This is a genomic window from Pseudomonas brassicacearum subsp. brassicacearum, from assembly GCF_008801605.1.
Classification (GTDB): domain Bacteria; phylum Pseudomonadota; class Gammaproteobacteria; order Pseudomonadales; family Pseudomonadaceae; genus Aquipseudomonas; species Aquipseudomonas brassicacearum.
On record NZ_VZPJ01000002.1, the window covers coordinates 104,956 to 119,501 of the forward strand.

The following is a 14,546-nucleotide window of genomic DNA, read 5'->3' on the forward strand; positions in this document are numbered from 1 at the left end:
CATAGATTCGATAGGGGGAGCGAGCCGACTCCGGGCGACGATCCGCCGATGACGGCCTGCCCGGCACCATGGACCTCCACTCAGCCGCCAGGAAGCCCTTATGCGTTGTCTGTTGCTCGCCTTTCTTTTGCTCGGTTCACTGCCCGTGGTCGCCCTGGACCGGTTCCAGGTCGAAGGCTATATGTTGCCCAACGGCATGCAGTTGATACTCAAGCCGGGCAGCGAGCGCGGGCATGTGGCGATCCGCTTGGTGGTCGGCGTGGGCCTGGACGACTTCAGTTGCGCCGACAAGGAACTGCCGCATCTGCTCGAACACCTGCTGTTCAGTGGCGTCGATGAGGGCGGTGAAGGTGGCCTGGAAGAGCGCATGCAGGCCTTGGGTGGCGAGTGGAATGCCTTCACGAGCAACGCCGACACCACGTTCGTCATCGAGGCGCCGGCGCGCAATCAACGCAAGGTCCTGGACCTGTTGCTGGCGCTGTTGACCCGCACCCGTATCGATGAAAAAGCCCTGGAGGCGGCCAAGCGGGTGGTGGAACGCGAGGATGGTGGCCACTACACCCACCTGCAACGCTGGCTCGATCATCAGGACCTGGGCCACAAGGCCAGCAACCAGCTGGCGGTTGAGTTGGGCCTGCGCTGCGCGGAACGGGCCGAGGTAGAACGCCATACCCTCGCCCGCCTCGAACAAGTGCGCAAGGACTGGTATGCACCGAACAACATGACCCTGATCGTGGTTGGCGACCTCGACCGACTGTTGCCGGCCTACCTGGAACGCGCCTTTGGCGAACTCGAGCCGGTGGAGCCCAGCCCACACGAGGCGCTGCCACAGATCCGCTACAAGGCAGTCACCAAGCGCAACCTGATCCATGGCCTGGTCGGCAACAGCGCCAAGCTTCATTGGCTGTTCCCGGAGCCGGTGCTGGATGAGCAGCATGACGAAACCTTCGACCTGCTCAAGGATTACCTGGACTGGGCGCTCTATCGCCAATTGCGCCTGGCCAGTGGCTTGTCCTACGGACCGTGGACCGAGCGCGAGGTGTTCGGCGGCGTTGGCTTCTTCAGCCTGAACGCAGACCTGTCCCGCGAAGACTTGCCCGAAGCCGAACAGGCGCTGGAAGAACTGCGCAAGAGATTGCTCAAGGATGGCCTGGACCCCGCCGATTTCGTGCGCATCAAGCGCGCGGCCATTGCCCATCAGTCCTGGGCGGTTCAAGGCAACAGCGCACTGGCCGATTACTACTGGGGTGCCCTGGGCGATTATGAAGACGGCCGCTTCGCCAACCCGGCCCTGCACCTGCAGGAAGTGAGCCTGGAACAGGCCAACGTGGCCCTGCGCGAACTGCTCAAGGACCCGGGTTACCTGCGCATCGAGAAGCCGTTGCTCAGTGACGATGAGCTCGTCTGGGGGCTGGGCGGTCTGCTGGGGTTGCTGTTGCTTGGGTTGGTGGTGTGGCAGGTGCGCCGGCGGGCCCGGCCGAACGAAGAGTGATTTCGTGGCGGCACACATTTGTGGCGAAGGCATCTGTCTGCTGTGTGGGAGCAAGGCTTGCCCGCGATGGACGCGACGCGGTCTTTCAGAAACCGAGGCGCCTGTTTCGCGAGCAAGCTTTGCTCCCACAGCAAATCCCACTTGCCACAAGAGCACTCGTCACATCGATGTCCTGACGATACTCTGTCAGGGATATTTCCTACGACTTACTGTGAAACCACCGAATGCAAAACCTGACTCTCTACATCCAGCGCATCCTTGAACTGATGAAGCGCTATCCAGGGGTCATCGCGCTCGGTGGTTTCATCTCCGGAGTCGGCAGTTTCATGCTGGTCGACCGCCAGCAGGGCCTGGCGACCTGGATCGCCATCATGATGCTGGTGAGCTGGCTCTGGCTGATGGTCGAGAACAGCATGACCCGGCTGTTCGCGCGGATTTTCAAACGGGAAATCCCCCAGCCGCTGTTGCGCTACGCCACGCAGATGATTCACCAGGAAAGCCTGTTTTTCGTCCTGCCGTTTTTCTTCATCACCACCACCTGGAACAGCAGCCAGCTGATTTTCACCGGCCTGCTGACGATCGCGGCGCTGATTTCGATCACCGACCCGCTGTACTACAAATGGCTGGCGCCCCGGCGCTGGGCGTTCCTGGCGTTGCACACGCTGACGCTGTTCGCCGCCCTGCTCACCGCGCTGCCGGTGATCCTGCACCTGACCACCGACCAGAGCTTCAAGCTGGCGCTGGGCATTGCCATGCTGCTGTCGTTTCCCAGCCTGGCCTCGATCTTCCCGATCCGCACCGTGCGCAACGCCCTGGCGATCCTGTGCATCACCCTGGGGATTGGTGCCGCCGGCTGGGTGCTGCGCTCCTGGGTGCCACCGGCCACGCTGTGGATGACCGAAGTGGCGATCAGCACCCAACTGGAAGACCGCACGCCGGGCGCCAGCCTCAAGGAAGTCAGTGCGGCCCAGATCCGTGGCAACGGCCTGTACGCCTATACGGCCATCAACGCGCCGCGAGGGCTTGATGAGCGGATTTATCACGTCTGGCAGTTCAACGGTAAAGAAGTCGATCGCATCGCCCTGGACATCCACGGCGGGCGCAAGGAAGGCTATCGCGCCTGGACCCACAAGCAGAACTTCCCGCAAGACCCGACGGGTAAATGGCAAGTGCGGGTGCTGACGGAAAATGGCCAGATGATCGGCGTGCTGCGTTTCAACGTGAGCGCTGACGCACCCGAGGCAAAATAACGGCGGTCGTGCTATTAGGTAGCGCTGTTCAAGTCGAACGAGCATGGAGCTTATGACCCCCGGATCCCACACTGGCACTGCCCGGCTGGACACGTCTCGCTCTCCGGCGCAGCTCTGGGTCGGCGGCGACTGGACGCTGGCCCATTACGCACAGCTCAAGCGCTTGAGCGAATCCTTGCGCGGCCAATACGACGAGAACACCCTGATCGACCTCAACGGCCTCGGCGCCCTCGACACCGCCGGGGCTTCGTTGCTGGTGGAGCTGCTGGGCTCCGAACGGCTGGGCAAGACCACCGAGCACCCCGATTGCAGCTTGCCGGCCGCCGAGCGGGCGCTGTTGCAGACGGTCTATTGCTCGCTGACGGACTTCTGTGTGCCGGTGAAGGAGCCGCAGGTCGGCGTGCTGACACAGCTGCTGACGCGTATCGGCCGCGCGGTGGAAAAAGTCTGGCAAGACACTCTGCAACTGCTGGGTTTTGTCGGCCTGATCCTGGAAACCCTGGCCCGCAACCTGCTTCGCCCCAGGCGCTGGCGCATGACACCGATGGTCGTTCACATCGAACAGACCGGCCTGGACGCCGCCCCCATCGTCGCCCTGCTGACGTTTTTGGTGGGCGCAGTGGTGGCGTTTCTCGGCGCGACGGTATTGGCCGATTTCGGCGCCAGCATCTTTACCGTGGACCTGGTGGCGTTCTCGTTCCTGCGCGAATTCGGCGTATTGCTGACGGCGATTCTCATGGCGGGCCGCACCGCCAGCGCGTTCACCGCGCAGATCGGCTCGATGAAGGCCAACGAAGAAATCGACGCGATCCGCACCCTGGGCCTCGATCCGGTCGAGTTGCTGGTGATTCCACGGGTGCTGGCGCTGTTGGTGGCGCTGCCGATGCTGACCTTCCTGGCCATGCTCTCGGGCATTATCGGGGGCGGCGTGGTCTGCGCTTTGTCGCTGGGCATTTCCCCGGCCATGTTCCTGACGCTGTTGCAGTCGGACATTGGCGTGCAGCATTTCCTGGTGGGGATGGTCAAGGCGCCGATCTTTGCCTTCCTGATCGCTGCCGTGGGCTGCCTGGAAGGTTTCAAGGTCAGTGGCAGTGCCGAATCGGTCGGGGCTCACACCACGTCCAGCGTGGTGCAGTCGATTTTCGTAGTGATTGTTCTCGATGCCGTGGCCGCGCTGTTTTTCATGGAGATGAACTGGTGAGCCAACCCTTGCGACCGCCCTCCGAGGCAGTGATTCAAGTGCGCGGCCTGTGCAATCGCTTTGGCCGCCAGAGCGTGCATGAAAACCTCGACCTGGACGTGTACAAGGGCGAGATCCTTGCCGTGGTCGGCGGCTCCGGCAGCGGCAAATCGGTGCTGCTGCGCAGCATCATCGGCCTGAACCGGCCCAGCGAGGGTTCTGTGCGGGTGTTCGGCGAAGACTTGCCGAGCCTGCCCCCGGAACAACGTTCGCGGGTGGAACGGCGCTTTGGCGTGTTGTTCCAGAAAGGCGCGCTGTTCTCGTCATTGACCGTGACAGAAAACGTCGCCCTGCCGCTGATCGAACACGCCGGGCTCAGCCGGGCCGACGCCGAGCACTTGGCGGCGGTGAAGCTGGCCTTGGCCGGCCTGCCGTTAACGGCCGCCGACAAATACCCCGCCTCGCTGTCCGGCGGCATGATCAAGCGCGCCGCCCTGGCCCGTGCGCTGGCCCTGGACCCGGACATCCTGTTTCTCGACGAACCCACCGCCGGCCTCGATCCCATCGGTGCGGCGGCGTTCGACCAGTTGATCCTGACACTGCGCGATGCCCTGGGCCTGAGCGTGTTCCTGGTCACTCACGACCTGGACACCCTCTACACCATCACCGACCGGGTGGCGGTGCTGGCGCAGAAAAAAGTACTGGTGGCCGATGTCATCGACAAGGTGTCGGAAACCGACGACGCCTGGATTCACGAATACTTCCATGGCCCTCGCGGCCGCGCGGCATTATCGGCCGCTACACAATCCAACGAGGTTTGACATGGAAACCCGAGCCCATCATGTGCTGATCGGCCTGTTCACCGTCATTGTGGTGGCTGGCGCCCTGTTGTTTGGTCTGTGGCTGGCCAAGTCCAACGTGGACAGCGAATTCAAGTATTACGAAGTGGTGTTCAACGAGGCGGTCAGCGGGTTGTCCCGGGGCAGCTCGGTGGAGTACAGCGGGATCAAGGTCGGCGACGTCGTCAACCTGCGCCTGGACCCGAACGACCCGCGTCGAGTGTTGGCGCGGGTGCGCTTGAGCGGGGAAACACCGGTCAAGCAAGACACCCAGGCCAAGCTGGCACTGACCGGCATCACAGGCACCTCGATTATCCAGCTCAGCGGCGGCACGCCCCAGAGCCCGGTGCTGACGGGGCACGATGGGGAACCGCCGGTGATCATCGCCGCACCCTCGCCTATCGCCCGCCTGCTCAACAACAGCGATGACTTGATGACCAGCATCAACCTGCTGCTGCACAACGCCAATGAGGTGTTTTCCTCGGACAACGTCCAAAGCCTGGGCAAGACGCTGGAACACTTGGAACAAACCACGGGGGTCATTGCCGAGCAGCGCGGCGATATTCGCCAGGCCATGCAGCAACTGGCGTCCATCGGCAAACAGGCCAGCGCCACGCTGGAACAGACCACGGCGTTGATGCGCAACGCCAATGGTTTGCTCAACGACCAGGGCAAACAGGCGTTCGGCAACGCCGGCCAGGCCATGCAGTCCCTGGCGCGCAGCACCGCGACCCTCGACAAACTGCTGAACGACAACCGCGACTCGTTGAATAACGGCATGCAGGGCCTCAATGCCCTGGCGCCAGCCGTGCGTGAACTGCGCGAAACCCTGAGCGCCCTGCGGGGGATCTCCCGGCGCCTGGATGCCAACCCCAGCGGCTATTTGCTGGGCAATGACAAGGACAAGGAGTTCACGCCATGAAGCCGTCCAACCGGTTTATCCGCCCTCTTCTCTTGCTGGCAGGATTCGTCCTGGTGGGCGGTTGTTCGATTTTGCCCAAGGCCGAACCTTCGGATGTGTATCGCTTGCCCGTCACCCAGGCCCCGGCATCTGCGGGCGCGGCGGTGAGCTGGTCGCTGCGCCTGGCCAACCCCCAGGCCAGCGAGGTGCTCAACAGCCCGAAAATCGCGGTGATCCCCCAGGGCAATCTGTTCAGCAGTTACGCCGCCTCGCGTTGGAGCGACCCGGCCCCGGTGTTGTTGCGCAACCGCCTGCTCGATGGCTTCGCCCAGGATGGACGCGTCAGGCTGTTGAGCGTCGCCGACAGCAACCTGCAAGCGGACCTGGAGCTGGGCGGGCAATTGCAGGCGTTCCAGACCGAATACCAGGGCACTGCGGCCAGCGTGGTGATTCGCCTGGACGCGCTGCTGGTGCGCGGCTTCGACCAGCGCATCCTGGCCAGTCGCCGTTTTGAAGTGCGCCAGCCATTGAGCGATGTGAAAGTGCCAGCGGTGGTGGACGGCTTTGGTCGGGCCGGCGACCGGCTGACGGCCGAAGTGGTGGCCTGGGCAGTGGAGCAAGGCCAGCGTTTCGCAACGCCGACACCTTACTGAAGACTCGATTGGGGTTCAGCCGAAGAACCAGTAGCAAACGCCAATCGCCGCCACGACCCCGGCCAACTCCGCCAGCAGCGCGCACCCCACGGCATGGCGCGCCCGCTGGATGCCGACGGCGCCGAAATACACCGCCAGCACGTAGAACGTGGTCTCGGTGCTGCCCTGGATGGTCGCCGCCACCAGGGCCGGGAAGCTGTCCACGCCAGAGGTCTTCATGGTCTCGATCAGCATCGCCCGGGCGGCGCTGCCGGAGAACGGCTTGACCATGGCGGTCGGCAAGGCATCGACGAAGCGCGTGTCCCAGCCGGCCCACTGCACCAGGTGCCGGATGCCGTCCAGGCCGAAATCAAGCGCTCCCGAAGCCCGCAGCACGCCCACGGCGCAAAGCATGGCTACCAGGTATGGCAGCAACGTCTTGGCGACGTCGAAGCCCTCCTTGGCGCCCTCGATGAAGGCTTCATACACCTTGACCTTGCGCAGGGCACCCACCACCAGGAACACAATGATCAAGCCGAACAACGTCAGGTTGCCCAGGATCGATGACAACCCCGCCAGCGCCGTGGCCGAGAGCGTCGCCAGCAGCGCCATGAAACCGCCCAGCGCCAGCGCGCCCGGGATCAGATAAGCCAGCACCACCGGATCCCACAACCGCAGGCGCTGCATGAACGCCACCGACAGCAGCCCCATCAGGGTCGAGGCGCTGGTGGCGAGCAGGATCGGCAGGAACACAAGGGTCGGGTCGGGCGCGCCTTGCTGCGCGCGGTACATGAAGATGGTCACCGGCAGCAGCGTCAGCGACGAGGCGTTGAGCACCAGGAACAGAATCTGCGCATTGCTGGCGATGGTCGGGCTGGGGTTGAGGTCTTGCAGGGCGCGCATGGCCTTGAGGCCGATGGGGGTGGCCGCGTTGTCCAGTCCCAGGCCGTTGGCGGCGAAGTTGAGGGTGATCAGGCCGATCGCCGGGTGGCCGGCAGGCACTTCCGGCATCAAGCGCAGGAACAGCGGCCCTAGGGCCTTGGCCAGCCAGTCGACGATGCCGGCTTTTTCAGCGATGCGCAGGAAGCCCAGCCACAGGGTCAGGGTGCCGAACAGCAGGACCATCACCTCCACCGACAGCTTGGCCATGGCGAAAATGCTTTCCACCATGGCCGCGAAGATCCCGGCATTGCCGCCGATCAACCACTGCGCCAGCGCCGACACGGCAGCCACGATAAAGAAGCCAAGCCACAGGCCATTGAGCATCGGTCAAATCCCCCGGAAGATGCCGCGAATGATAGCGGGGCTGGCAGAAACGACAAACCCCGGATTTCTCCGGGGTTTGCTTGGCACTGCGCAGATGATCAACGAACACCCTGTGGAAGACCCTGTGGGAGCCGGGGTTGTTCAGAATCTTTGCGCCTGACAAAAATTCCTGTGGGAGCCGAGCTTGCTCGCGATGACGTCGGATCAGTCAGCATTGATGTTGGCAGACACACCGCAATCGCGAGCAAGCTCGGCTCCCACAATGGCCGGGGTTGTTCAGGCTCTTTGCTGCTGGCCCGAACTCCCACAATGGATCTCAACGGCTGGAAGTTTCCCCCGCCGGCAGCGGCTCTTTGCTGCGCCAGTGCGGCAGGGAGTTCCAGTAGCGCTGGCCCTTGGCATCGTCGTACATGCCTTCCCAGCGGGAGATGACCAGCACGGCCAGGGCGTTGCCGATGACGTTCAGGGCGGTACGGGCCATGTCCATGATGCGGTCGACACCGGCGATGAAGGCCAGCCCTTCCAGCGGAATGCCCACGCTGCCCAAGGTCGCCAGCAGCACCACGAACGACACGCCCGGCACGCCGGCGATGCCTTTGGAGGTGACCATCAAGGTCAACACCAACAGCAATTGCTGGCTGATGGACAGATCGATGCCGTACAACTGGGCGATGAAAATCGCCGCGATGCTCTGGTACAGGGTCGAACCGTCGAGGTTGAACGAATAACCGGTGGGCACCACGAAGCTGCAGATGGCTTTCGGCGCGCCGTAGGCTTCCATCTTCTCGATCACGCGCGGCAGCACGGTTTCGGAACTGGCGGTGGAATAGGCCAGCACCAGCTCATCCTTGAAGATGCGCATCAGCTTGAGCACCGAGAAGCCGAACAGGCGGGCGATCAGGCCCAGCACCACGAAGGCGAAGAAGGCGATGGCGACGTAAACCAGGATCACCAGTTTCGCCAGAGGCAGCAGCGACGCGAAGCCGAAGTTGGCGACTGTCACCGCGATCAGGGCGAACACGCCGATCGGGGCGTATTGCATGATCATGTGGGTGACCTTGAACATGCTTTCCGACACGCCCTGGAACATTTTCACCAGCGGATCGCGCAGGTCCGATTGCAGGCTGGACAGGCCCAGGCCGAACAATACGGAGAAGAAAATGATCGGCAGCATCTCGCCACGCGCAACGGCGGCGAAGATGTTCGACGGGATCAGGTTGAGGATGGTCTGGATGAACGCATGCTCATGCTGGACTTCCGCGGCCGTGGCCTGGTACTTGGAAATATCCACAGTGCCCAGGGTGCTCATGTCGATACCGCTGCCCGGCTGGAAGAAGTTGGCCAGCAGCAGGCCGACGACGATGGCGATGGTGGTGACGACTTCGAAGTAAAGGATGGTCTTGAGACCGATGCGCCCGAGCTTCTTGGCATCACCGACCCCGGCAATGCCGACGATCAGCGAGGAAATCACGATCGGGATCACGATCATCTTGATCAGACGGATAAAGATATCGCCCGCCGGTTGCAGCACATTGCTGATCCACCAGGCCTTCTCGGCACTGAAATGGTTGAGCAGCGCGCCCAATGCAATCCCGAGCACCAGACCGATGAGGATCTGCCAGGCGAGGCTTAGTCGTGCCTTCTTCATATTGTTACCCTTACTTCAGTTGGACTCGGACAGTGGCGCGAACGGATCGTCGATGACGAAAAACATTCATGCCCCTGCCCCCGTATAAGGTCACCCCGAGCGCGTTAGCGGCTTACTGGCAGGCGAAAAAAGGCGCAACTATTGCGATGCAAGGGGGGCTCGTCTAATGCCGTAAACGCCTACCCTATGCCGAATCGGCATGAGATTTTTCAAACGAAACCCGCCTTTCACGCGGTTCGAATACGACATTTATGCAGGCATAAGTGCCGTGAACCGGCCATTTCAGCGTAGCTGGGCTTTCTCTCGCAAGTGTGGGGAACCGATGAAACGGCAGCGAATCGAGACGCGGCCCATGGGAGAAATTGCCTCGGCATTCTCCGATATACGGTCAACAAATGGGGGATAAATCGGCGGGAGGAGACAAAATGCCGCATCGCGGAGCGCATTGCAGCGGCCAATCGACCAACCGCTCTGACCCGCGTCTTTGCGTCACGAAGCTCTACGCAAGTTCGCCAAGCCGTGATGACTTTGCGAACTTGCGTCGCAGCTTTTACCTGACCCGGCCCTTTCGCAGGCACCCCTTGTGCCCGTAGGTCACTCCGACTTTCATCAGTCAGAACGTCCCAGCCCCCTGGTCATGCACTGGCCCTCCTCGGGCTGTGCAGCAGAGAAAAGCAGGGCTGCTTTTCCCATTTTCAGAATCAGTACCAGTTCGGATCTTTCTTGAGTTGTTCCATTAACAGTTTCTGCATACCTTCATCGGGCTTGCCGAGGAAACGGTAGTCGGCATGCCGCGTCGGAGACTTGTCGGCCGGCAGCCCGGCTGGGACTTCCACCAACATGGCATAGGCCTCGTCCTTGTCGAAACTGAAGGCAACGATCAGGCGCTTGCTGCGACACGTTGCCTGGGTTTCACACAGCGGTCCCACCAAATACTTGTCGCCATCTTCCTCGACAGCATTCATCTGGTCCGAATCGCCCGACAGGTTCATCACCCATTCGGGCAGGCGTTCTTCTTTTTTCACGACGTGCTGCCAGGTCTCGCGGTATTGCGGGTCGGCCTCCAGCAACTGGTTGACGCGCATCTGCCCGTCATTGGCAGCCATTGCCATGGCACTGCCGCCCAGCAACAGGGCGGCGGCCAGTCCTTTGAATGAAACGCTCATGGTCAGCCTCGGCCACGACGGCCAAAGAAGAAGGAAGCGATGAACATCACCAGGAACACAACAAAGAGAATCTTGGCGATGCCCGTGGCGGTGCCTGCGATACCACCGAAGCCCAGTACGGCGGCGATGATGGCAATGATCAGGAAGGTAATTGCCCAGCTCAACATGGTGATTCTCCTTACGCTTTTCTATTTAGTGAAGGTCTTGCGGTGATGGTTCCGGCGCAATGGACGACCGGTTCATCGGGGTTAAAACACCCAGCGCTCTTCACGCGGCATGGCGTTCAATGGCTGAGCCTGGTCGACATCCATCATGCGCATTGAAGCGGACGCTTCTTCAAGGCTGCTGACGGCGCTGAAATGGGTTTGAGGGGCACGGTGAATCGACACCTGCGGTGCTTCGGGCTGTTGGCTTTCATGCCAGAGCAACCATTGCTGGCCCGTTACGAGGGTAACCAGCAGCGCCAGGGCAGCCCATACGCCCTGCTGGAAATGCAGGGAAGAGAGGCGCAATTGGACGGCACTTTTAAAGTGGGCGGGGCCAAATTGAGCGACACTTTGACGATTCATCCTGGAATTCCTCCCCACCCGAGTGCGGTGATCTGGTTGAGGCGCACTAACGCCACGTTGACCAGAGCATTGCAGTCGCCGTGCCAGGATTTTTTATTAGATAAACACCTTTAAAATCAATAAGTTAATTAATGCATGCAACGTACCGGGAGCGCATCCTGCACGATGACGCAAGCGGCAGTCGTGCGTATTGCACGAATACCGGAGAAAAGGCGTAAGGTGGTTTTGGAATTTCCTGTCAGACACAGCCGTCGGAATCAGCGATGCGAACCGTCCGAACCGGACGAATCATAAAAAAAGGAACTCAAATCAGTCTTTTAGGAGTCAGACGTCCACAGGGCCATTCTCGGTGAGTAATATCCCCTCAGAATCGACCATGCAACTTGCCCGATTTTTCTGACACTAACCAACATCATTCATTAAAGGAGCGTAGGAAAAATGGAATCCGCCACTGAGCACCAAGGCCGCATTCTGCTGGTAGACGACGAGTCCGCCATCCTGCGTACGTTCCGATACTGCCTGGAAGACGAAGGCTATAGCGTCGCCACCGCCAACAGCGCCGCCCAGGCCGATGCACTGCTGCAACGCCAGGTGTTCGATCTGTGTTTCCTCGATCTGCGCCTGGGGGAGGACAACGGCCTGGATGTCCTGGCACAAATGCGTATCCAGGCACCCTGGATGCGCGTGGTCATCGTCACCGCCCACTCGGCAGTCGATACCGCGGTCGATGCGATCCAGGCCGGGGCGGCCGACTATCTGGTCAAGCCTTGCAGCCCCGATCAATTGCGCCTGGCGACCGCCAAGCAATTGGAAGTACGCCAGCTGTCGGCAAGGCTCGAAGCCCTTGAAGGGGAAGTGCGCAAACCCAAGGACGGCCTCGACTCTCACAGCCCGGCGATGAAAGTCGTCCTGGAAACCGCGCGTCAGGTCGCCAGTACCGACGCCAACATCCTGATCCTCGGCGAGTCCGGCACCGGTAAAGGCGAGCTGGCCCGGGCGATCCATGGCTGGAGCAAGCGGGCGAAAAAGTCCTGCGTCACCATCAATTGCCCGTCACTGACCGCTGAACTGATGGAAAGCGAATTGTTCGGCCATAGCCGTGGGGCTTTCACAGGCGCCAGCGAGAGTACGTTGGGTCGGGTCAACCAGGCCGACGGCGGTACGCTGTTTCTCGACGAGATCGGCGATTTTCCCCTGACGTTACAACCCAAGTTATTGCGTTTTATCCAGGACAAGGAATATGAGCGGGTAGGGGACCCAGTCACCCGTCGTGCCGACGTGCGGATTCTCGCAGCGACCAACCTCAACCTCGAAGACATGGTGCGCGACGGACGTTTTCGCGAAGACCTGCTATATCGCCTGAACGTCATCACCCTACACCTGCCGCCATTGCGAGAGCGCGCCGAAGACATCCTGACCCTGGCCGACCGCTTCCTGGCCCGCTTCGTCAAGGAATACGCGCGCCCGGCCCGGGGCTTCAGCGACGAAGCGCGCGAAGCGCTGCTAGGCTATCGCTGGCCGGGCAACATCCGGGAACTGCGCAACGTGGTCGAGCGCGCCAGCATCATCTGCCCGCAGGAAAAAGTCGAAATCAGTCATTTGGGCATGGCCGAGCAACCGGTCAACAATGCGCCGCGCATCGGCGCCGCACTGAGCCTCGACGAATTGGAAAAAGCCCACATCGGCGCGGTGCTGGCCACGGCCGACACCCTCGACCAGGCGGCCAAGACCCTGGGTATCGATGCCTCCACGCTGTACCGCAAACGCAAGCAGTACAACCTGTGAGCGAGACTTTATGAAACTGGCGATGAAGCTGCGCACACGACTGTTTCTCAGCATCTCGGCCCTGATCACCGTGGCCTTGCTGGGATTGGTGCTTGGCCTGGTCAGCGTGATGCAGATGGCCAACACCCAGGAACAATCGGTACGCGACAACTTCATCCTGCTGGACCTGGGCCTCAAGCTGCGCCAGACCCTCGGCGATCAGTTGATGATCATGCTCGACGACAAGCCCGACCTGGCGGCGCTGGAGGCCTCCAAGCAGCAATACCTGGCGCTGATCGACGAGGGCATCGCCCACGAACAGGGGCTGGACGATGCGGCAGTCAGCTTCAGCAAGGCCAAGGCCGACTACATTGATTTTTTTGACGCCTTCACCGCGTCTCGCCAGCAGCCGAACCAGCTCACGAACATCAAGGAGCTCACCGAAAAATTCAACGTGCTGCGTAATGGACTGATCGAGGGCTATCGCCAGGCCCTGACCAACATCAGTGAAACCCAGAATCGCGCCCGTGAACGCGCGATGTGGATTTCCGGACTGCTGGGGTTGGTGGGGTTTGCGGTGCTGATCATCGGGTTTATCACGGCCCATGGCATTGCCCGGCGTTTCGGCGCGCCGATCGAGGCACTGGCCGCAGCGGCGGACGACATCGGCCAAGGTAATTTCGAGGTCACGCTACCCGTTTCCTCGGCCGCTGAGTTGAATCTCCTGACCCGTCGCTTCGGGGTCATGGCCGAGGCCTTGCGTGAGCATCAGGCCACCAACGTCGATGAGCTGCTCGCCGGCCAGCAACGTTTGCAAGCGGTGCTCGACAGCATCGACGACGGCTTGCTGATGATCGACCGCCAAGGCCAGCTGGAGCACCTCAACCCGGTAGCCCAGCGTCAATTGGGCTGGGATGAGGAACGCCTGGGCCAAGGGCTGGGCGAGGCGCTGGGACGCCTTGAACTGGATGAAGAATTGCACCTGGTCCTGCGCGGTGGAAGCCTGGAGCGCGCGCCGGAAGATCTGAGCATCGAAGTGGATGGCGAGTCGCGGGTGCTCACCTACAGCCTCACCCCCGTCAGCCATACCCAGGGCCACATTCTCGGCGCGGTCATGGTGCTGCATGACGTCACCGAACAACGCGCCTTCGAACGGGTGCGCAGCGAGTTCGTCTTGCGTGCTTCCCATGAGCTGCGCACGCCCGTGACGGGCATGCACATGGCCTTCGGCCTGTTACAGGAGCGCCTGCATTTTTCAGAGGAGTCGCGCGAGGCCGACCTGCTCAACACCGTCACCGAAGAAATGCAGCGGCTGATGCAGCTCATCAATGACCTGCTGAACTTCTCTCGCTACCAGAACGGCCTGCAGAAGCTGACCCTGGCGCCTTGTTCCATCGACGAGCTACTGGAAGCGGCCCGGCTGCGGTTTGCCGAGCAGGCCCAAACCAAGGGTATCGAGCTGCTCGTGGCGATCCAGGGCCCGCTCCCGCGCCTGCATGCCGACGCAGCGCAACTGGATCGCGTGCTCGATAACCTGATCGATAACGCCATGCGCCACACCGCCGAAAACGGCCAGATCCGCTTGCAGGCCCGGCGCCATGGCGAGCGGGTGATCATCAGCGTCGAAGACAACGGTGAAGGCATTGCCTACGGCCAGCAGGGACGAATCTTCGAGCCTTTCGTCCAGGTCGGACGCAAGAAGGGTGGTGCTGGCCTCGGCCTGGCGCTGTGCAAGGAGATCGTCCAGCTCCACGGCGGGCGCATGGGCGTTTATTCAAGGCCGGGGCAGGGCACACAGTTCTACATGGCGCTGGCAGTCTGAGCTCATGGCCTGAGCAG

At 61.6% G+C, this 14,546-nt stretch carries 13 protein-coding genes; 8 read left to right on the forward strand and 5 right to left on the reverse strand.

Annotated elements, in window-relative coordinates; all coding sequences use genetic code 11:
• Positions 1 to 100: 100 nt before the first annotated feature.
• The 6 genes from F7R20_RS06270 (at position 101) to F7R20_RS06300 (ending at position 6,315) form a co-directional block, all read left to right on the forward strand.
• Positions 101 to 1,492, forward strand: a complete 1,392-nt coding sequence (locus F7R20_RS06270) for a M16 family metallopeptidase (RefSeq protein ID WP_003196271.1) — start codon at positions 101 to 103, stop codon at positions 1,490 to 1,492.
• Positions 1,493 to 1,716: 224 nt separating this feature from the next.
• Entirely contained in the window at positions 1,717 to 2,742 is a 1,026-nt protein-coding gene (locus F7R20_RS06280) for a DUF5924 family protein (protein ID WP_003196268.1), read from the forward strand.
• A 52-nt stretch (positions 2,743 to 2,794) separates the two neighbouring features.
• Positions 2,795 to 3,943 (forward strand): ABC transporter permease, encoded by a 1,149-nt coding sequence (locus F7R20_RS06285; protein WP_003196266.1) that lies wholly within the window; start codon positions 2,795 to 2,797, stop codon positions 3,941 to 3,943.
• Positions 3,940 to 4,743, forward strand: a complete 804-nt coding sequence (locus F7R20_RS06290; RefSeq protein WP_003196263.1) for an ABC transporter ATP-binding protein — start codon at positions 3,940 to 3,942, stop codon at positions 4,741 to 4,743. The genes F7R20_RS06285 and F7R20_RS06290 overlap by 4 nt, the downstream gene beginning before the upstream one ends.
• 1 nt (position 4,744) lies before the next feature.
• Positions 4,745 to 5,683, forward strand: coding sequence for an MlaD family protein (locus F7R20_RS06295; protein ID WP_003196260.1), 939 nt, complete (start codon positions 4,745 to 4,747; stop codon positions 5,681 to 5,683).
• A complete protein-coding gene (locus F7R20_RS06300) occupies positions 5,680 to 6,315 on the forward strand; it encodes an ABC-type transport auxiliary lipoprotein family protein (RefSeq protein ID WP_003196259.1) in 636 nt (211 codons plus the stop codon). The genes F7R20_RS06295 and F7R20_RS06300 overlap by 4 nt, the downstream gene beginning before the upstream one ends.
• 15 nt (positions 6,316 to 6,330) lie before the next feature.
• Here F7R20_RS06300 and F7R20_RS06305 read toward each other — a convergent pair whose 3' ends face one another.
• The 5 genes from F7R20_RS06305 to F7R20_RS06325 all read right to left on the reverse strand — a co-directional run bounded on the left by F7R20_RS06305 (position 6,331) and on the right by F7R20_RS06325 (position 10,943).
• Positions 6,331 to 7,560: a nucleoside recognition domain-containing protein gene (locus F7R20_RS06305; protein WP_003196256.1), complete on the reverse strand. Its 1,230-nt coding sequence runs from the start codon at positions 7,558 to 7,560 to the stop codon at positions 6,331 to 6,333.
• A gap of 316 nt (positions 7,561 to 7,876) precedes the next feature.
• Positions 7,877 to 9,208, reverse strand: coding sequence for a glutamate/aspartate:proton symporter GltP (gene gltP, locus F7R20_RS06310; protein WP_003196253.1), 1,332 nt, complete (start codon positions 9,206 to 9,208; stop codon positions 7,877 to 7,879).
• Between the two features lie 701 nt (positions 9,209 to 9,909).
• The gene (locus F7R20_RS06315) at positions 9,910 to 10,374 is read right to left on the reverse strand and encodes an inhibitor of vertebrate lysozyme family protein (protein ID WP_003196251.1); all 465 of its coding nucleotides are present in this window, start codon (positions 10,372 to 10,374) and stop codon (positions 9,910 to 9,912) included.
• 2 nt (positions 10,375 to 10,376) lie between these two features.
• Positions 10,377 to 10,541, reverse strand: a complete 165-nt coding sequence (locus F7R20_RS06320; protein WP_003177151.1) for a DUF1328 domain-containing protein — start codon at positions 10,539 to 10,541, stop codon at positions 10,377 to 10,379.
• Positions 10,542 to 10,622: 81 nt separating this feature from the next.
• On the reverse strand, positions 10,623 to 10,943 hold the full coding sequence (locus F7R20_RS06325; RefSeq protein ID WP_003196249.1) for a hypothetical protein: 321 nt from the start codon (positions 10,941 to 10,943) through the stop codon (positions 10,623 to 10,625).
• A gap of 438 nt (positions 10,944 to 11,381) precedes the next feature.
• Between F7R20_RS06325 and algB the strand changes: the two genes are divergently transcribed.
• The gene (gene algB / locus F7R20_RS06330; RefSeq protein ID WP_003196247.1) at positions 11,382 to 12,728 is read left to right on the forward strand and encodes a sigma-54-dependent response regulator transcription factor AlgB; all 1,347 of its coding nucleotides are present in this window, start codon (positions 11,382 to 11,384) and stop codon (positions 12,726 to 12,728) included.
• Positions 12,729 to 12,738: 10 nt separating this feature from the next.
• Positions 12,739 to 14,529 (forward strand): ATP-binding protein, encoded by a 1,791-nt coding sequence (locus F7R20_RS06335; protein WP_003196245.1) that lies wholly within the window; start codon positions 12,739 to 12,741, stop codon positions 14,527 to 14,529.
• Positions 14,530 to 14,546: the final 17 nt, after the last annotated feature.